At 71.9% G+C, this 22,028-nt stretch carries 1 protein-coding gene; it reads right to left on the reverse strand.

Annotated elements, in window-relative coordinates; all coding sequences use genetic code 11:
• Window positions 1–27: 27 nt before the first annotated feature.
• Window positions 28–21,999: a type I polyketide synthase gene (locus AB0E24_RS35740; RefSeq protein ID WP_359383458.1), complete on the reverse strand. Its 21,972-nt coding sequence runs from the start codon at window positions 21,997–21,999 to the stop codon at window positions 28–30.
• Window positions 22,000–22,028 lie beyond the last annotated feature (29 nt).

Genomic DNA, 22,028 nt, shown 5'->3' on the forward strand with positions numbered 1-22,028 from the left:
GGTTCCATGGATTCAGAACGCTCCCGTTCAGGAGGAGCCGAGTTCGTCGTCGAGCAGGTCGAAGAGCTCATCGTCGGTCGCGGATTCGAGGTCGTGGTCATCGGTTTCGCCGTCGCCGGTCGCGTCCTGGGCGTCGTTCCACTTCGCCAGGAGCGCCTGGAGGCGCATGGTGATCCTGGAGCGGGTGACGCTGTCGTCCGCGGCCACCGCCAGGGCGGCTTCCAGCCGGTCGAGTTCGCCGAACACCGAAGGACCGGCGCCGTCCCCGTGCGGGAGTTCCGCGCGCAGATGGTCGGTCAGGGCTTCGGGGGTCGGGTAGTCGAAGATCAGCGTGGCGGGCAGCCGGAGCCCGGTGGCCGCGCCGAGCCGGTTGCGGAGTTCCACGGCGGTGAGCGAGTCGAAGCCCAGCTCCTTGAAGGCCGCGCCGGGTTCGATCGCCGCCGCGCTGCCGTAGCCGAGCACGGTGGCCACCTGGCCACAGACCAGGTTGAGCAGGAAGCGGTCCCGTTCGGCCGCGGACATGCCCGCGAGCCGCTCGGCGAGGCTCGCCGCCTCGTCCGCCCCGCCGCCACCGGCCGCGGCCCGCCGTACGGGGGTGCGGATCAGCCCGCGCAGCAGCGGGGCGACCCCGGCCGTGGACTGGGCGCGCAGGGCGGCGATGTCCAGGGCGGCGGGGATGAGCACCGCGTGTCCGGCGAGCCCGGACACATCGAACAGGGCCAGGCCCTCGGTGTTGCTCAGCGCCCCCATGCTGCCGCGGCTCATCCGCTGCCGGTCGGCGGTCGCGAGGGTCGCGGCCATGCCGCCCTCGTCCTCCCACAGACCCCAGGCGAGCGAGGTGGCGGGCAGCCCCTGGGCGCGGCGGTGCTGGGCGAGGGCGTCCAGGAAGGCATTGGCCGCCGCGTAGTTGCCCTGCCCAGGGTTGCCGAAGACACCGGCCGCCGAGGAGAACAGCACGAACTCGGCCAGGTCGAGACCGCGGGTCAGCTCGTGCAGATTCCACGCCGCGTCCACCTTGGGCCGCAGCACCCGCTCGACACGCTCGGGGGTGAGGGATTCGACGACCCCGTCGTCCAGCACACCCGCCGCGTGGATCACGGCGGTGAGGGGGTGGCCGTCGGGGACGGACGCGATGACCTCGGCCAGGGCGTCCCGGTCGGCCGCGTCACACGCCGCCCAGGCGACCTCGGCGCCCAACGCGCCCAGCTCGGCGGCGAGTTCGGCGGCGCCCGCCGCCTCCGCGCCACGGCGGCTGGTCAGCAGCAGCCTCCGGGCGCCACGCTCGGTCACCAGATGGCGGGCCAGCTGCCCGCCCAGGGTGCCGGACGCGCCCGTCACCAGCACGGTGCCCGCCGGGTCGAGACCGGGCACGGCCGCCTCGTCCAGGGCCGCCACCCGCGCGAGGCGCGGTGCGTGGACGGCCCCGGCGCGCACGGCCAGCTGTGGCTCGTCGGTGCGCAACGCGGCCACCAGGGCGGGGAGCCAGCCGTCGGCGGCCCCGTTGACCGGGTCGCCGTGGACATCGACCAGGACGAACCGGCCCGGGTGCTCGGCCTGCGCCGAGCGCACCAGACCCCAGGCCGCGGCGTGCGTCAGATCGTCCACACCCTCGGCGCCTTCGACCTCCCCTTGGGCGTCGTCGCCCGTGGTCACGGCCACCGCGCCACGGGTGAGCAGGACCAGCCGGGAGTCGGCGAACCGCTCGTCGGCGATCCACTCCTGGACCAGCGCCAGCGTCCGCCGGACGACCGTGTGCGCGGCGCCCGCGGTGTCCCCGGGCGTGTCCAGGTCGGGCAGGCAGGGCACGAGGACCACATCGGGCGCGATCCCCTCGGCCTCCACCGCCTCGGCGAGCGCGGAGAGCCCCGCGTAGGTCTCGGCCTCGATACCGGTGTCCGCGTCCATCAGCGCGGCCGTGATCTTCAGATCGCCGCCGCCGGTGCCGTCCAGGACGGCCCACAGCGCGGTGTCCTCGGCCCGCTGCCGCTCGGCGGGCGCGGGCAGCGCGGCCCAGTCGATACGGAACAGCGCCTCGTGGTGTGCGGTACGGGCGCCCGCGAACTGCTCGGCGTCCAGCGGCCGCAGCGCGAGCGAACCGACCGACACCACCGGGGCACCGGCCTCATCGGTGACCTCCAGCGCCACCGCGCCGGAACCGGCCGGGGAGACCCGCACCCGCAGCGCGGCCGCGCCGACCGCGTGCAGCCGCACGGCGTCCCACGAGAACGGCAGCCGGGCCCGGCCCGCCTCCTCGGCCGGGAAGAACCCGCCGAGCGCCACCGTGTGCAGCGCGGCGTCCAGCAGCGCCGGGTGCAGCCCGTACGCACGGGCCTCGCCCTGCCGCTCCTCGTCCAGCGCCACCTCGGCGAACACCTCGTCCCCGCGCCGCCATGCGGCCCGCAGCCCCTGGAACACCGGCCCGTAGCCGAGGCCGAGCGCCGCGAAGCCGTCGTACAGCCCGTCCACGTCGAGCGGTTCGAGGTCGGCGGTCCCGGTGGCGGCCGGGGGCCACTCCGCCGGGCCGGTGGCGACGGCGGCGGGGCCGGCGACCGTGAGCACACCGGAGGCGTGCCGGGTCCACGGCTCGTCGGCGGCGTCCTCCAGCCGTGAGTAGACGGTCAGCGCACGCCGCCCGTCGGGGCCGTCGGGCTCGTCCACCGCGACCCGCAGCTGTACCCCGCCGCGCTCCGGCAGGATCAGCGGCGCTTCGAGCGTCAGCTCCTCCAGCAGATCGCAGCCGACCTGGTCACCGGCGCGCACCGCCAGCTCGACCAGCGCCGTACCGGGCAGCAGCACGGTGTCCATCACGGCGTGGTCGGCCAGCCAGGGGTGCGTACGGAGCGAGAGCCGGCCCGTGAAGAGGACGCCCTCGGAGTCCGGCAGCTCCACCGCCGCGCCCAGCAGCGGGTGGTCCGCCGAGCCGAGCCCGGCCGAGACCACATCGCCGACGGCGCCGGCGGGCGCCTCCAGCCAGTAGCGCTCGCGCTGGAAGGGGTACGTCGGCAGCTCGGTGCGGTGGGCACCGGTCCCGGCGAAGAACGCCGCCCAGTCCACCGTCACACCACGGACATGGGCCCGCGCGAGGGCTGTCACCAGCGCCTCGGCCTCGGGACGGCCCTTGCGCAGCGCGGCGGCGAAGCCCACCGCCGCATCGGTGCCGGTGACGCACTCCTGGGCCATGGCGGTGAGGACACCGTCGGGGCCGAGTTCGAGGTAGGTGGTGACACCCTGGGCTTCGAGAGTGCGGACGCCATCGAGGAAGCGGACGGTTTCGCGGACGTGGCGCACCCAGAAGTCGGGGGTCGCGATCTCGTCCGGGGAGACGATGGTGCCGGTGAGGTTGGAGACGATCGGGATACGCGGGGCCTCGTACGACAGACTCTGCGCCACCTCGCGGAAGGCGTCCAGCATGCCGTCCATGCGGGGCGAGTGGAAGGCGTGGCTCACCGTGAGGCGCTTGGTCTTACGGCCCTGGGCCTCGAAGGCCGCCGCAATCGCGACAGCCTCGTCCTCGTCACCGGCGATGACCACCGACGTCGGGCCGTTGAGGGCGGCGATCGACACGCGCTCGGTGAGCAGCGGCGCCACCTCGTCCTCCGACGCCTGGAGCGCGATCATCGCGCCACCCGCCGGAAGCTCCTGCATCAGACGGCCCCGGGCCGCCACCAGCTTCGCCGCGTCGGCGAGCGACAGCACACCCGCCACATGCGCGGCGGCCAGCTCACCGATCGAGTGCCCGGAGAGGAAGTCCGCCTTCAGACCCCAGGTCCCGACCAGCCGGAACAGCGCCACCTCGATGGCGAACAGCGCGGGCTGGGTGAAGCCGGTCCGGTCGAGCGCGGACGCGTCCTCGCCGAACATCACGGTCTTCAGAGGCCGTTCGAGGTACGTGTCCAGCTCATCGCAGACCGCGTCCAGCGCCTCGGCGAACGCCGGGTAGGCGTCGTAGAGCTCGCGGCCCATGTCGAGCCGCTGGCTGCCCTGCCCGGTGAACAGGAAGGCCACCTTGCCGTCGGCCACCGCGCCCTGCGTGAGCCCTGCCGTCGACTCTCCGCGCGCCAGCGCCTCCAGCCCCTCGACCAGCCCGTCGCGGTCCCCGCCGACGACCACCGCGCGGTGGTCCAACGCGGCGCGGGTGGTCGCGAGCGAGTAGCCGAGGTCGGTGAGCGACACCTCGGGGCGCCGGTCGAGATCGGCGAGCAGCCGCTCGGCCTGGGCACGCAGCGCGTCGGTGTTCTTGCCGGAGAGCACCCACGGCAGAACGGACGGCTTGGCGACCGGGGCAGCGGGGGCCTCCGCCGGCTCGGGCTCGGGGGCCTGCTCGATGATCGTGTGGGCGTTGGTGCCGCTGAAGCCGAACGAGGAGATCGCCGCACGCCGGGGACGACCCAACTCCGGCCACTCCACCGACTCCTGCAACAACGACACCGCACCCGCCGACCAGTCAATATGCGGCGACGGCTCCTGCGCATGCAACGTCCGCGGCAACACACCATGCCGCATCGCCATCACCATCTTGATGATCCCCGCAACACCAGCGGCAGCCTGCGTATGACCCATATTCGACTTGATGGAACCCAGCAGCAACGGCCGCTCCCCATCCCGCTCCTGACCGTAGGTGGCCATAAGCGCCTGCGCCTCAATCGGGTCACCGAGACTGGTACCCGTGCCATGCGCCTCCACCGCATCCACCTCGGACGCCGACAGACCCGCATTCGCCAACGCCTGACGGATCACGCGCTGCTGCGACGGGCCGTTGGGAGCCGTCAGACCGTTCGACGCACCGTCCTGGTTGATCGCGCTGCCGCGTACGACGGCGAGCACCGGATGGCCGTTCTTCCGCGCATCCGACAGCCGCTCCACCAGCAGCATGCCCGCACCCTCGGACCAACCCGTACCATCCGCATCCGCCGAGAACGCCTTGCACCGCCCATCACCGGCCAACCCACGCTGACGACTGAACTCCACAAACGGCGCCGGAGTCGCCATCACCGTCACACCACCGGCCAACGCCAGCGAACACTCACCGTTCCGCAACGCCTGAACCGCCAGATGCAACGCCACCAACGACGACGAACACGCCGTATCCACCGTGATCGTCGGCCCCTCAAGACCAAACGTGTACGCCAACCGCCCAGAAATCACACTCGCCGCATTACCCGTACCGACGAATCCCTCCACGCCTTCCGGAAGCGCCGGGAGCGAGGAGGCGTAGTCGTGGTACATCACACCGGCGAAGACACCGGTACGGCTGCCGCGCAGCACGCCCGGGTCAATGCCCGCGCGCTCGAACGCCTCCCACGACGTCTCCAGCAGCAACCGCTGCTGCGGGTCCATGGCGAGGGCCTCACGCGGCGAAATACCGAAGAACGCCGGGTCGAAGTGGCCCGCCCGGTCGACGAAGCCGCCCTCGCGGGAGTACGAAGTGCCCGGGTGGTCGGGGTCCGGGTGGTAGAGGCCGTCCAGATCCCAGCCACGGTCGGTGGGGAACTCCGAGATCGCGTCCCGGCCCTCCATGACCAGCCGCCACAGATCCTCCGGACTCTCCACCCCACCCGGATAACGGCAACCAAGACCCACAATCGCAATCGGCTCATCATCCACCGCCGACACCACCACCGGCCCCGCCACCACAGCAGCCGCACCCACCACCTCAGCACGCAAGAACTCCGCCAACACCACAGGCGTCGGATAGTCAAAAACCAACGTCGCAGGCAGCCGCAGCTCACTCACCACACCCAGAGCGTTCCGCAACTCCACCGCCGTCAGCGAGTCAAAACCCAGCTCACGGAAGGAGCGATGCGGTTCGACGGTGTCCAGCGAGTCATGGCCGAGTACGGCGGCGACCTGCGTACGGACCAGCTCCAGCAGGGCGCCGAGCTGCTCGTCCTCGTTCAGACCGGCGAGCCGCCGCGCCAGCGCACCCGACGCCGCCGCACCCTCGGCCGCACGCCGCGCCGGAACCCGCACCAGCCCGCGCAGCAGCGGCGCGACCACACCGGTGGACGCCGCCTCGGCGCGCATCGTGGCGAGGTCGAGCCGCACGGGCACGAGCAGCGCCTCGTCGGTGCGGTACGCGGCGTCGAACAGCTCCAGGCCCTCGGTGGCGGAGAGCGCGACGACGCCGCCCCGGCTCATCCGGGACACATCGGCCTCGTCCAACTCACCTGTCATCGCACTGGAGTCGGCCCACAGGCCCCAGGCCAGCGAGGTACCGGGCAGACCATGTGCCCGGCGGTGCTGGGCGAGCGCGTCCAGGTAGGCGTTGGCGGCCGCGTAGTTGCCCTGCCCGGCGTTGCCGAAGACACCGGCGGCGGACGAGAACAGTACGAATGCGGAGAGGTCGAGGTCGCTGGTCAGCTCGTGGAGATTCCACGCCGCGTCCACCTTCGGGCGCAGCACCCGCTCCAACCGCTCCGGCGACAGCGAACCGATCACCCCGTCGTCCAGCACACCGGCCGTGTGAACGACCGCCGTCAGGGGGTGCTCGGCGGGGACGGTGGCGAGGGTCGCGGCCACCGCGTCCCGGTCCGCCACATCACAGGCCGCCCAGCGCACACTCGCGCCCAACTCAACCAGTTCGGCACTGAGTTCGGCCGCACCCGGTGCCTCGCCACCACGGCGGCTCACCAGCAGCAGATGCCGTACGCCACGCTCCACCACCAGATGCCGCGCCAGCAGAGCGCCCAGCGTGCCACTCGCACCCGTGACCAGCACGGTGCCCTCGGCATCGACGTCCAGCGGCTGCTCGGTGTCCACGGCGGCCCGCGCCAGACGCGGCGCCCGCAGCACCCCGTCCCGCACGGCCACCTGCGGTTCACCCGACGCCAGCGCGTCCGGCACCGCCGCCAGCGAATCGGCCGCGCCATCGACGTCGACCAGCACGAACCGGCCGGGGTTCTCCGACTCCGCCGAGCGCACCAGCCCCCAGACAGCGGCATGAGCCAGATCGGCCACCGGCTCATCCGCACCGGCCGCCACTGCACCAGAAGTCAACAGAACCAAGCGCGAGTTGGCGAAACGATCGTCAGCCAGCCACGTCTGGACCAGCTCCAGCGCCTGGGCGGTGGCACGGTGCACCGTCTCGGTGGGTGAGGAGCTTTCCCCAGCCCCGCCCCTTCCCGAAACCTGGGGCAAGCCCCAGGACCCCGGACGCCCTTCGGACGTGTCCTCAAACGCCGGACGGGCTTGAATTGCCCCACCGGCCACGGACTCCGCCCCAAGACCCCGGTCCTCAAACGCCGGACCGGCTGGAGAAAGCCCGGCAGCGTCCATCGCCGCAAGGCCCATCGGCAAGGCGACCACCACATCATCCGGCAGCACCGTGGCGCCCGACTCGACCGCCGTGGCCAGCGCGTCCAGATCGGCATAGGTGTCGAACCCCTGCCCGGCCGACGCCAAGCCGAGGCCGTCGGACCCCAGCAGCGCCAAGCGCCCAGCCGCACCCTGGGCGGACACCTCGGACCAGTCCACCCGATACAGCGACTCCTGACGGCCACCCCGCACACCCTGAATCTGCTCCACGGACACCGGCCGCAACACCAGCGAATCCACCGACAACACCGCACGCCCCGCGCCATCGGCCACCGCAAGCGACACCGCATCCGCACCGGCTGCCGACAACCGCACCCGCAGCACCGAAGCACCCACCGCGTGCAGCGAGACCCCGGACCACGAGAACGGCAGCCGTGCCCCGTCCTCGCCCTCGATCAGACCACCAAGACCCACCGCATGCAGAGCCGAGTCCAGCAGCGCCGGATGCAGACCGAAAAGCCCCGCCTCGGACTGCCCGTCCTCCGGCAGCTCCAACTCGGCGAAGACCTCGCCGTCAAGCCGCCATGCGGACTTCAGCCCCTGGAACACCGGGCCGTAGGCGAGCCCCAGGCCCGCCATGCCCTCGTAGAGACCGTCGAGTTCGACCGGCGTCGCACCGGCCGGCGGCCATGCGCTCAGATCGAACGACGCCGCCGACGCGCTCTCCACGAGCGCACCCGAGGCGTGTCGTAGCCACGGCTCATCGGCGGCCGCGTCCTCGAACCGCGAATACACCTCGAACCCACGACGACCGGACCCGTCCGGCTCACCCACCGACAGCTGAAGCTGAACGCCACCCACCTCCGGAAGCACCAGCGGCGCCTCCAGCGTCAGCTCCTCAACCTGGTCACAGCCGACCTGGTCACCAGCGCGAACCGCAAGCTCGACAAAAGCCGTGCCCGGCAGCAGCACCGAGCCCATCACGGCGTGGTCGAGCAGCCACGGATGGGTCTGTGCCGAGATCCGCCCGGTCAGCAGCACACCGTCACCGCCCGCGAGCGGTACGGCGGCACCCACGAGCGGATGGTCCACGGCGGCCAGCCCGAGCCCCGCCGTGCCTCCGACGCCGTATGCCGACGCCTGGGGCCAGTACCGGCGGCGCTGGAAGGCGTACGTCGGCAGGTCGGCCGACTCGACCCGAGCCGCGCCCGTACCGGCGAAGACTGCCTCCCAGTCCACCGCCACACCACGGACATACGCCCGCGCCACGGCGGCATGGACCGCCCGCGCCTCGGGCCGACCGGCCCGCAACACGGCGGCGAAACCCGTGGCCTCGGCGTCGGTGACGCACTCCTGGGCCATGGCGGTGAGGACGCCGTCGGGGCCCAATTCGATGTACGTGGTGACGCCCTGGGCTTCCAACGTCCGCACACCGTCGAGGAAGCGGACGGCCTCCCGGACGTGGCGCACCCAGAAGTCGGCGGTCGTGATCTCCTCGGCGGAGACGATGGTGCCGGTGAGGTTGGAGACGATCGGGATGCGCGGGGCCTCGTAGGTCAGGCCCTCGGCCACCTCGCGGAACGCGTCCAGCATCCCGTCCATGCGAGGGGAATGGAACGCGTGGCTCACGGTGAGGCGCTTGGTCTTACGGCCCTGCGCCTCGAAACCGGCCGCGATCTCCAGGGCCGCGTCCTCATCACCGGCGATGACGACCGACGTCGGGCCGTTGAGCGCGGCAATGCTGACCCGTTCGGTCAGCAGCGGCGCCACCTCGTCCTCCGACGCCTGGACGGCGACCATCGCGCCACCCGCCGGAAGCTCCTGCATCAACCGGCCACGCGCCGCCACCAGCGTGCACGCATCCGCCAGCGAAAGCACACCCGCCACATGCGCGGCGGCAAGCTCACCAATCGAGTGCCCGGAGAGGAAGTCCGCCTTCAGACCCCACGCCTCAACAAGACGGAACAGCGCCACCTCAACCGCGAACAGCGCGGGCTGAGTGAACCCCGTCCGATCCAGCGCCTCGGCATCCTCCCCGAACAACACCTCACGAAGCGGCCGTTCCAGATGCGCGTCCAGCTCATCGCAGATCGCGTCGAGCGCCTCCGCGAACACCGGGAAGGCGTCGTACAGCTCACGCCCCATCCCCAGCCGCTGACTCCCCTGCCCCGTGAACAGGAACGCCACCTTGCCGACAGCGGTCGATCCCTGGGTCACCTCCGCGCCGGACTCGCCACGCGCCAGGGTGTCCAGACCGCGCAGGAAGCCCTCGCGGTCATCGGCCACCAGCACCGCACGGTGGTCCAGCGCGGCGCGGGTGGTCGCAAGCGAGTAGCCGAGGTCGACCGGTGCGATCTCCGACCGCTCGTCCAGGTAGGAACGGAGCCGCGCGGCCTGCTCACGCAGCGCGTCGGCCGTCTTCGCCGACAGCGGCCACGACGTCACACCAGGCGCCGTCGCCACCTCACGCGGGGCCTCGTCCTCGACGGCCGGGGCCTGCTCGATGATCGTGTGCGCATTCGTTCCGCTGAAGCCGAACGAGGAGATCGCCGCGCGCCGGGGGCGGCCCGACTCCGGCCACTCCACCGACTTCTGCAACAACGACACCGCACCCGCCGACCAGTCAATGTGCGGCGACGGCTCCTGCGCATGCAACGTCCGCGGCAACACACCATGCCGCATCGCCATCACCATCTTGATGATCCCCGCAACACCAGCGGCAGCCTGCGTATGACCCATATTCGACTTGATGGAACCCAGCAGCAACGGCCGCTCGGCACTCCGCTCCTGACCGTAGGTGGCCATAAGCGCCTGCGCCTCGATGGGGTCGCCGAGACTGGTACCCGTGCCATGCGCCTCCACCGCATCCACCTCGGACGCCGACAGACCCGCATTCGCCAACGCCTGACGGATCACCCGCTGCTGCGACGGGCCGTTGGGAGCCGTCAGACCGTTCGACGCACCGTCCTGGTTGATCGCGCTGCCGCGTACGACGGCAAGCACCGGATGGCCGTTCTTCCGGGCATCCGACAGCCGCTCCACCAGCAGCATGCCCGCACCCTCGGACCAACCCGTACCATCCGCATCCGCCGAGAACGCCTTGCACCGCCCATCACCGGCCAACCCACGCTGACGACTGAACTCCACAAACGGCGCCGGAGTCGCCATCACCGTCACACCACCGGCCAACGCCAGCGAACACTCACCATTCCGCAACGCCTGAACCGCCAGATGCAACGCCACCAACGACGACGAACACGCCGTATCCACCGTGATCGTCGGCCCCTCAAGACCAAACGTGTACGCCAACCGCCCAGAAATCACACTCGCCGCATTACCCGTACCGAGGAAGCCTTCGACGCCCTCCGGCACCCGCTCCAGCAGCGAGGCGTAGTCGTGGTACATGACGCCCGCGAAGACACCGGTACGGCTGCCGCGCAGCACACCCGGATCGATCCCGGCCCGCTCGAACGCCTCCCACGACGTCTCCAGCAACAACCGCTGCTGCGGATCCATCGCGAGCGCCTCACGCGGCGAGATGCCGAAGAAGCCCGGGTCGAAGTGGCCGGCGGCCTCCACGAAGCCGCCCTCACGGGCGTAGCTCGTTCCGCTGTGGTCCGGGTCCTCGTGGTAGAGCGCCGCGAGGTCCCAGCCACGGTCGGTGGGGAACTCCGAGATCGCGTCCCGGCCCTCCATGACCAACCGCCACAGATCCTCCGGACTCTCCACCCCACCCGGATAACGGCAACCAAGACCCACGATCGCAATCGGCTCATCATCCACCGCCGACACCACCACCGGCCCCGCCACCACAGCAGCCGCACCCACCACCTCAGCACGCAAGAACTCCGCCAACACCACAGGCGTCGGATAGTCGAAAACCAACGTGGCGGGCAGCCGCAGCTCACTCACCACACCCAGAGCGTTCCGCAACTCCACCGCCGTCAGCGAGTCAAAACCCAGCTCACGGAAGGAGCGGTCGGGCTCAACCGTCTCCGGACCGGCGTATCCGAGCACCGTCGCGACGTTCGTACGCACCAGGTCCAGCAGCACATCGAGCTGCTCCGCCGCGTCCAGCCCGGCCAGCCGCCGCGCCAGCGCACCCGACGCCGCCACACCCTCCGCCGCACGCCGCGCCGGGGCACGCACCAGCCCACGGAACAGCGGCGGTAGCGCACCGCTGCCCGCCTGCGCCCGGAGCGCGGCCATGTCCAGCGACATCGGCACCAGCAGCGTCTCACCGAGACGGCCGGCGGTGTCGAACAGCTCCAGACCCTCGGTGGCGGAGAGCGCGAGGACACCACCCCGGCTCATCCGGGACACATCCGCGTCGTCCAACTCACCCGTCATCGCACTGGAGTCGGCCCACAGACCCCAGGCCAGCGAGGTACCGGGCAGACCATGTGCCCGCCGGTGCTGGGCGAGCGCGTCCAGGTAGGCGTTGGCGGCCGCGTAGTTGCCCTGCCCGGCGTTGCCGAAGACACCGGCGGCGGACGAGAACAGCACAAACGCCGACAGGTCCAGCTCGCGCGTCAGCTCATGCAGATTCCACGCCGCGTCCACCTTCGGACGCAGCACCCCCTCCAACCGCTCCGGCGACAGCGAACCGATCACACCGTCATCCAGCACACCGGCCGTATGAACGACCGCCGTCAGCGGATGCTCGGCGGGGACGGTGGCGAGGGTCGCGGCCACCGCGTCCCGGTCCGCCACATCACAGGCCGCCCAGCGCACACTCGCGCCCAACTCAACCAGTTCGGCGTTGAGTTCCGCCGCACCCGGTGCCTCGCCACCACGGCGGCTCACCAGCAGCAGATGCCGTACACCGCGCTCCACCACCAGATGGCGGGCGAACAGACCGCCCAGCGTGCCACTCGCACCCGTGACCAACACCGTGCCCTCGGCGTCGAACTCCGGCGCGTCGTCCCCGGAGCCCGTGGCGGCGGCCCGCGCCAGACGCGGCGCCCGCAGCACCCCATCCCGCACGGCCACCTGCGGTTCACCCGACACCAGCGCGTCCGGCACCGCCGCCAGCGAATCGGCCGCGCCATCGACGTCGACCAGCACGAACCGGCCGGGGTTCTCCGACTCCGCCGAGCGCACCAATCCCCAGACAGCGGCATGAGCCAGATCGGCCACCGGCTCGTCCGTCCCGGCCGCCACGGCACCCGAGGTCAGGACGACCAAGCGCGAGTTGGCGAAGCGATCGTCCGCCAGCCACTGTTGCAACAGGCTCAGCGCCTGGGCGGTGGCGCGGTGCACCGTCTCGGTGGGTGAGGAGCTTTCCCCAGTCCCGCCCCTTCCCGAAACCTGGGGCAAGCCCCAGGACCCCGGACGCCCTTCGGGCGTGTCCTCAAACGCCGGACGGGCTTGATTTGCCGCACCCGAGCCAGCATGCGGAGCCGCGCCAGCGGCGGGCTCCGCCCCAGCACCCCTGTCCTCAAACGCCGCAAGGCTCATGGGCAGGGCGACCACCACGTCATCCGGCAACGCCGTGGCGCCCGACTCGACCGCCATGGCCAGCGCGTCCAGATCGGCGTACGTATCGAACCGCTCCCCCGCCGACGCCAAGCCCAGCGGGTCGGACCCCAGCAGCGCACAGCGCCCAGCCGCACCCTGCGCGGACACCTCAGCCCAGTCCACCCGGTACAGCGACTCCTGACGGCCACCCCGCGCGCCCTGAATCTGCTCCACGGACACCGGCCGCAACACCAGCGAATCCACCGACAACACCGCACGCCCGGCACCATCGGCCACCGCGAGCGACACCGCATCGGAACCGGCTGCCGACAACCGCACCCGCAGCACCGAAGCGCCCACCGCGTGCAGCGAGACCCCGGACCACGAGAACGGCAGCCGGGCGCCCTCGCCCTCGATCAGACCACCAAGACCCACCGCATGCAGAGCCGAGTCCAGCAGCGCCGGATGCAGACCAAACGCGCCCGCCTCGGACCGCGCGCCCTCCGGCAGCTCCAGCTCGGCGAAGACCTCGTCACCGACCCGCCACGCGGACTTCAGCCCCTGGAACACCGGGCCATAGGCCAGCCCCAGCCCCGTCATGCCCTCATACAGACCGTCAAGGGCCGCCGGCGTCGCACCCGCCGGCGGCCACACCTCCAGATCGAACGACGCCGCCGACGCACCCTCCACGAGCACACCCGAGGCATGGCGCAGCCACGGCTCATCAGCGGCCGCGTCCTCAAAACGCGAGTACACCTCGAACCCACGACGCCCGGACCCGTCCGGCTCACCCACCGACAGCTGAAGCTGAACGCCACCCACCTCCGGAAGCACCAGCGGCGCCTCCAGCGTCAACTCCTCCAGCAGATCGCAACCGACCTGATCACCCGCGCGAACCGCAAGCTCCACAAAGGCCGTACCCGGCAGCAGCACCGAGCCCATCACGGCGTGGTCAGCCAGCCACGGATGTGTGTCGAGCCCCAGTCGGCCCGTGAGCAGCAGCCCCTCGCCACCGGCCAGCGGCACGGCGGCCCCGACCAGCGGATGGTCGACGGTCGCAAGACCCAGCCCGGCCGTACCGCCCACGGCGGCCGGGAGCTCGGGCCAGTAACGCGCGTACTGGAAGGCGTACGTGGGCAGATCCACCCGGGCCGCGCCCGCACCGGCGAAGACGGCCGCCCAGTCCACCGCCACACCACGGACATACGCCCGCGCCACGGCGGTGGTCAGCGACTCGGCCTCGGGGCGATCCTTGCGCAGGACGGAGACGAACGCGGCGTCGGTGACGCACTCCTGGGCCATGGCGGTGAGCACACCGTCCGGGCCCAACTCGATGAACGTGGAGACGTTCTGAGCCTCAAGAGTCAGCACACCGTCGAGGAAGCGCACGGCCTCGCGGACGTGGCGCACCCAGAAGTCGGCAGTCGTGATCTCCTCGGCGGACACCACGCCACCGGTCAGATTCGACACGATCGGGATACGCGGGGCCTCGTACGACAGCCCCTCGGCCACCTCGCGGAACGCGTCCAGCATCCCGTCCATGCGAGGGGAATGGAACGCATGGCTTACGGTGAGCCGCTTGGTCTTACGACCCTGCGCCTCGAAGCCCGCCGCGATCGCGACAGTCTCGTCCTCATCACCAGCGATGACCACCGACGTGGGACCGTTGAGCGCGGCAATCGAGACGCGCTCGCCGAGCAGCGGCGCCACCTCGTCCTCCGACGCCTGGAGCGCGATCATCGCGCCACCCGCCGGAAGCTCCTGCATCAAACGGCCACGCGCGGCCACCAGCTTCGCCGCGTCCGCGAGGGAGAGCACACCCGCCACATGCGCGGCGGCCAACTCACCAATCGAATGCCCGGACAGGAAGTCGGGCCGCAGCCCCCACGCCTCCACCAACCGGAACAACGCCACCTCAACCGCGAACAGCGCGGGCTGCGTGAACCCCGTCCGATCCAGTACAGCCACGTCGTCCCCGAACAGGACGTCCTTCAAAGGCCGTTCAAGATGCGCATCCAGCTCCGCACACACCGCGTCCAGCGCCTCGGCGAACACCGGATAGGCGTCATACAGCTCACGCCCCATCCCCAGCCGCTGACTCCCCTGCCCCGTGAACAGGAACGCCACCTTGCCACCGGCCACCGAGCCTTCAACCACACCCGGCGCGCCACGGCCCTCGGCCAGCCCACGCAGACCAGCCAGCAGCCCATCGCGGTTCTCGGCCGCCACCACCGCACGGTGGTCGAAGGCCGACCGCCCGCTCGCAAGCGAGTACCCCACATCCACCGGACGCAGCTCGTCCTGCGCCTCCACATGCGCCAGCAGCCGCTCGGCCTGGGAACGCAGCGCGGCCGCGCTCCGTCCCGAGAGCACCCACGACAGCACGGCGGGAGCCACCGCCGGAGTCACGGCGGGAGCCGAAGGAGCCTCGGCCGCCCGTACCTCCGGCGCCTGCTCGATGATCGTGTGCACATTGGTGCCGCTGATGCCGAACGACGACACGCCCGCGCGGCGTGGACGGCCGGTCTCCGGCCACTCCATCTGCTCGGTCAGCAGCGAGACCGCACCCGCCGACCAGTCCACATGCGGCGACGGCTGCTCCGCGTGGAGGGTCTTCGGAAGCAGCCCGTGCCGTATGGCGAGGACCATCTTCATGATGCCCGCGACACCGGCCGCGGCCTGGGTGTGGCCCATGTTGGACTTGATGGAGCCGAGCAGCAGCGGCCGTTCGGTGTCCCGCTCCTGGCCGTATGTAGCGAGCAGCGCCTGCGCCTCGATCGGGTCACCCAGCGTCGTACCCGTACCGTGCGCCTCGACCGCGTCCACATCGCCGACCGACAGCCCGGCGGCGGCCAGCGCCTGCCGGATGACACGCTGCTGGGACGGGCCATTCGGCGCCGTCAGACCGTTCGACGCACCGTCCTGGTTGACCGCAGAGCCACGCACGATCGCCAGCACCGGATGGCCGTTCCTGCGCGCGTCCGACAGCCGCTCGACCAGCAGCATGCCCGCGCCCTCGGCCCAGCCCGTGCCGTCCGCGTCCGCCGCGAACGCCTTGCAGCGGCCGTCGGCGGACAGCCCGCCCTGGCGGCTGAAGCCGACGAACGTGCCGGGGGTGGCCATCACCGTGACACCACCGGCCAGCGCCATCGTGCACTCGCCCGTGCGCAGCGCCTGGATCGCCCAGTGCAGCGCCACCAGCGACGACGAGCACGCCGTGTCGACGGTGACCGCCGGGCCCTCGAGGCCGAGGGCGTAGGCGACGCGGCCGGAGGCGATGGAGCCCGTGCTGCCGGAGCCGATCGCGCCCTCGCCGCCGCCGTCCGGGGCCTGCTCCACGAGCGTGGCGTAGTCGTGATACATCACGCCCGCGAACACACCGGTACGGCTGCCGCGCAGCGTCGTCGGGTCGATGCCCGCGCGCTCGAACGCCTCCCACGACGTCTCCAGCAGCAACCGCTGCTGCGGATCGGTGGCGAGGGCCTCACGCGGGGAGATCCCGAAGAAGGTGGGGTCGAACTCGGCGGCGTCGTGGAGGAAACCGCCCTCGCGGGTGTACGAGGTGCCGGGGTGCTCCGGGTCCGGGTGGTAGAGCGCGTCCAGGTCCCAGCCACGGTCCACGGGGAAGCCGGAGATCGCGTCCTGGCCGGCGGCCAGCAGCCGCCACAGGTCCTCGGGGGTGCGCACCCCGCCCGGGAAACGGCAGCTCATCGCCACGATGGCGATCGGTTCGTCGTCCACCGCGCCCACGGTGGACACCGGCAGGCCCGCTTGGGCGCGGGTGCCCGCCAGTTCGTCCCGGAGGTGTTCGGCCAGGACGAGGGAGGTCGGGTAGTCGAAGACCAGGGTGGCGGGGAGCCGCAACTCGGTGACCGCGTTCATGCGGTTGCGCAGTTCGACGGCGGTGAGCGAGTCGAAGCCCAGGTCGCGGAAGGCGCGGTCGGGGTCCACGAAGTCGGCGCTGCCATAGCCCAGAACGGCGGCGACCTGGGTACGGACCAGCTCCAGCAGCGTCTCCAGCCGCTCGGCCCCGCCCTGGCGGGCCAGCCGCTGGGCCAGGGCGCCCGTTCCGGCGGAGCCCTCCGCCGTACGCCGCGCCGGAACCCGCACCAGGCCGGACATCAGCGGCGCCACCACGCCGGTGGACGCCGCCTCGGCGCGCGCCGCCGCCAGGTCCAGCCGCACCGGGACGAGCAGCGCCTCGCCCGCCCGTCCGGCCGCGTCGAACAGCTCCTTGCCCTCATCGGTGGCGAGCGCGGCGACGCCGCCCCGGCTCATCCGGGACACATCGGTCTGGTCGAGCTCACCGGCCATACCGCCGGATTCGGCGGCCCACAGGCCCCACGCCAGCGAGGTGCCGGGCAGGCCCTGCGCCGTACGGTGCTGGGCGAGCGCGTCCAGGTAGGCGTTGGCGGCGGCGTAGTTGCCCTGTCCGGCGGCGCCGAAGACACCGGCGGCGGACGAGAACAGCACGAATGCGGAGAGGTCGAGGTCGCGGGTCAGCTCGTGCAGGTTCCAGGCGGCGTCCACCTTCGGGCGCAGCACCCGCTCCAGCCGCTCCGGTGTCAGCGAACCGATCACACCGTCGTCCAGCACACCGGCCGTGTGCACCACGGCCGTCAGCGGATGCTCCGCCGGAATCGCCCCGAACACCTCGGCCAACGCGCCACGATCGGCGACATCACAGGCCGCCCACCGCACCTCGGCGCCCAACTCGCCCAGCTCCGTGGCGAGTTCGGCCGCGCCCGGCGCCTGGTCACCACGGCGGCTCACCAGCAGCAGCTGGCGTACGCCGCGCTCCGCCACCAGATGGCGGGCGAACAGGGCGCCCAGCGTGCCGCTCGCACCGGTGACCAGCACCGTGCCGTCGGCGTCGAACTCCGGCGCCGGCCCGTCGGCCTCCGCCACGGCCCGCGCCAGACGCGGCGCCCGCAGCACCCCGTCCCGCACGGCCACCTGCGGTTCACCCGACGCCAGCGCGTCCGGCACCGCCGCCAGCGAATCGGCCGCGCCATCGACGTCGACCAGCACGAACCGGCCGGGGTTCTCCGACTCGGCCGAGCGCACCAATCCCCAGACAGCGGCATTCGCCAGATCGGCCACCGGCTCATCCGCACCGGCCGCCACGGCACCCGAGGTCAGGACGACCAAGCGCGAGTTGGCGAAACGGTCGTCCGCCAGCCACGTCTGGACCAGCTCCAGCGCCCGGGCTGTGGCGCGGTGCACCGTCTCGGTGGGCGAGGAGCTTTCCCCAGTCCCGCCCCTTCCCGAAACCTGGGGCAAGCCCCAGGACCCCAGACGCCCTTCGGGCGTGTCCTCAAACGCCGGACGGGCTTGAATTGCCCCACCGGCCACGGACTCCGCCCCAAGACCCCGGTCCACAAACGCCAGACCGGCTGGAGAAAGCCCGGCAGCCTCCATCGCCGCAAGGCCCATCGGCAAGGCGACCACCACATCATCCGGCAGCGCCGTGGCGCCCGACTCGACCGCCGTGGCCAGCGCGTCCAGGTCGGCGAAGGTCCCCAACCGCTGCGCAGCCGACGTCAAGCCCGGGGCGTCGGACCCCAGCAGAGCCCAGCGTCCCGGCGTGCCCTGGGCGGACACCTCGGTCCAGTCCACCCGGTACAGCGACTCCTGACGGCCACCCCGCGCGCCGTGGATCTGCTCGACGGACACCGGCCGCAGCACCAGCGAATCCACCGACAGCACGGCGCGCCCCGCGCCATCGGCCACCGCGAGCGACACCGCGTCGGAACCGGACGCGGACAGCCGCACCCGCAACACCGAAGCACCCACCGCGTGCAACGACACACCGGACCACGAGAACGGCAGCCGGGCGCCCTCGCCCTCGATCAGACCACCAAGACCCACCGCATGCAGAGCCGAGTCCAGCAGCGCCGGATGCAGACCAAACGCGCCCGCCTCGGACCGCGCGCCCTCCGGCAGCTCCAGCTCCGCGTAGACCTCATCGCCCAGCCGCCAGGCGGACGTCAGGCCACGGAACAGCGGGCCGTACACCAGCCCGGCCTCGGCCAGCCCCTCGTAGAGCCCCTCGACCGGCAGCGCCGAAGCCCCCGCCGGGGGCCACGCGGCCAGGTCGAACGACGCCGCGGGCGCGCCCGAGCCCAGCACACCCGAGGCATGCCGCACCCATGGCTCGTCGACCGCCGCGTCCTCGAACCGCGAGTACACCGTCAGCGAGCGCCGCCCCGAACCGTCGGGCGTACCCACCGACAGCTGAAGCTGGACACCGCCCACCTCGGGAAGCACCAGCGGCGCCTCCAGCGTCAGCTCCTCCAGCAGCTCGCAACCGACCTGGTCACCGGCGCGGATCGCCAGCTCCACGAAGGCCGTGCCGGGCAGCAGCACCGAGCCCGCCACCGAGTGGTCGGCCAGCCAGGGGTGGGTGTCCAGGGCGAGCCGGCCGGTGTAGAGGAAGCCGTCGGAGTCGGCGAGCGCCACCGCTGCGCCCAGCAGCGGGTGGTCGGCCGCGCCGAGCCCGGCGGACGCCATGTCGCCCGCCCAGTAGCCGGTGTCGAGCCAGTAGCTCTCGCGCTGGAAGGGGTAGAGCGGAAGGTCCGTGCGCGCGGTCTCCGTCCCGGCGAACACGGCGGCCCAGTCCGGGGAGACACCGTGGACATGGGCCCCGGCGACGGCGGTGGCCAGGCTCTGGAGCTCCGGGCGGCCGGAGCGCAGTGTGGCGACAAGGGTGGCGTCGTCACGGGTCAGGCAGTCCTGGGCCATGGCGGTGAGCACACCGTCCGGGCCCAGCTCCACGAACGTCGTGACGTTGCGCTCCTCCAGCGTCCGCATCCCATCGAGGAAGCGGACGGCCTCGCGGACATGGCGCACCCAGAAGTCGGCGGTCGTGATCTCCTCGGCGGACACCACACCACCGGTCAGATTCGACACGATGGGGATCTTCGGCGCCTCGTACGACAGCCCCCGCGCCACCTTACGGAACGCGTCCAACATGCCGTCCATACGCGGCGAGTGGAAGGCGTGGCTGACCGTGAGCCGCTTGGTCTTACGACCCTGCGCCTCGAAACCAGCCGCGATCGCGACAGCCGCATCCTCATCACCCGCGATGACCACCGACGTCGGCCCATTCAGCGCGGCAATCGAGACACGCTCGCCGAGCAGCGGCGCCACCTCGTCCTCCGACGCCTGCACCGCGATCATCGCGCCACCGGCCGGAAGCTCCTGCATCAGACGGCCACGCGCCGCCACCAACCGGCACGCGTCCGCCAGCGACAGCACACCCGCCACATGCGCGGCAGCGACCTCACCGATCGAATGGCCGGACAGGAAGTCGGGCCGCAGCCCCCACGCCTCCACCAACCGGAACAACGCCACCTCAACCGCGAACAAAGCAGGCTGAGTGAACCCCGTCCGATCCAGCGCCTCCGCGTCCTCCCCGAACACCACCGTCTTCAACGGCCGTTCCAGATGCGCGTCCAGCTCATCGCAGACCGCGTCCAGCGCATCCGCGAACACCGGATAGGCGTCATACAGCTCACGCCCCATCCCCAGCCGCTGACTCCCCTGCCCCGTGAACAGGAACGCCACCTTGCCACTGGCGACCTTGCCCTCGACCAGCCCGGTCGCGGGCTCCTCGCGGGAGAGTGCGTCGAGGGCCCGTATCAGGCCCTCGCGGTCGTCGGCGACGATCGCCGCCCGGTGTTCGAAGGCCGCCCGGCCGATGGCCAGCGAGAAGCCGACGTCGGTGAGGCGCTGTTCGGGGTGGGCCTCGAGGTGGGCGCGCAGGTTCGCGGCCTGCGCGCGCAGCGCGGGGCGGCTCTTGGCCGCCACGGTCCACAGCGGCAGCGCGGTGGCGCGGGCCTCGGCGGCCGGGGCGCCGGCGGCCGTCTTCGCGGCCTCTGTCTCCTCCGGCTCCGGCGCCTGCTCCAGGATGGTGTGCGCGTTGGTGCCGCTGATGCCGAACGAGGACACCGCGGCCCGGCGCGGCTGGCCGGTGTCGGGCCAGGCGCGCCCCTCGGTGAGGAGCGAGACGGCGCCCGCCGACCAGTCGACGTTGGGAGTGGGCTGGTCGACGTGGAGGGTCCGCGGAAGCGTCCCGTGGCGCATCGCCATGACCATCTTGATGATGCCCGCGACGCCAGCGGCGGCCTGTGTGTGGCCGATGTTGGACTTGATGGAGCCCAGCCACAGCGGCTGGTCCTCGTCGTGGTTGCGCCCGTAGGTGGCGAGCAGGGCCTGGGCCTCGATGGGGTCGCCCAGTGTGGTGCCCGTGCCGTGGGCCTCGACCACGTCGACCTGCCCGGCGGAGAGCCGGGCGGAGGCCAGGGCCCGGCGGATGACGCGCTGCTGCGAGGGGCCGTTGGGCGCGGTCAGCCCGCTGCTGGCGCCGTCCTGGTTGATCGCGCTGCCGCGGACGAGGGCGAGCACCGGGTGGCCGTTGGCGCGGGCGTCGGAGAGCCGCTCCAGCAGCAGCATGCCCGCGCCCTCGCCCCAGCCGGTGCCGTCGGCGGCGGCCGCGAAGGACTTGCAACGGCCGTCGGCCGCGAGCCCGCGCTGCCGGCTGAACTCGGTGAAGGTGCCGGGAGTGGACATGACGGTGACACCGCCGGCCAGGGCCAGCGAGCACTCCCGGCGGCGCAGCGCCTGCGCGGCGAAGTGCAGGGCGACCAGGGAGGAGGAGCAGGCCGTGTCGATGGTGACGGCCGGCCCCTCCAGGCCGAAGGTGTAGGCGACGCGGCCGGAGGCGATGGAGCCGGAGCTGCCGTTGCCGAGGAAGCCCTCGACGTCCTCGGGCGCGGAGAACAGCCGGGAGGCGTAGTCGTGGTACATCACGCCCGCGAACACACCGGTCGGGCTGCCCTGGAGCGTGGTCGGGTCGATGCCCGCGCGCTCGAACGCCTCCCAGGAGGTCTCCAGCAGCAGCCGCTGCTGGGGATCCATGGCGAGGGCCTCGCGCGGCGAGATGCCGAAGAACGCGGGGTCGAAGTCGGCCGCGTCGTGCAGGAATCCGCCCTCGTGGACATACGGCTCCTGGCCGCTGTCGGGGTCCGGCTCGAAGAGGACGTCGGTGGCCCAGCCGCGGTTGGTGGGGTACGGCGTGGCCGCGTCACCGCCGCGGGCGACGAGCTGCCACAGCTCCTCGGGGGTGCTGACCCCGCCGGGGTAGCGGCAGCTCATCGCCACGATGGCGATGGGCTCCTGCTCGCGCTCCTCGACCTCGCGCAGCCGCCGCCGCGCCTCGCGCAGGTCGGTGGTGGCCCGCTTGAGGTAGTCGAGGTACTTCTCTTCGTTCGCCGTCGCCATTACGCCGTCCCCGCGGTGCTGAGGTGAGT

Origin of the sequence: Streptomyces malaysiensis subsp. malaysiensis (assembly GCF_040653035.1) — a bacterium.
GTDB lineage: Bacteria > Actinomycetota > Actinomycetes > Streptomycetales > Streptomycetaceae > Streptomyces > Streptomyces malaysiensis.

Excerpts from the sequence above, each read along its gene's own strand:
- AB0E24_RS35740 (WP_359383458.1), bottom strand. The coding sequence starts at position 21,999 with ATGGCGACGGCGAACGAAGAGAAGTACCTCGACTACCTCAAGCGGGCC.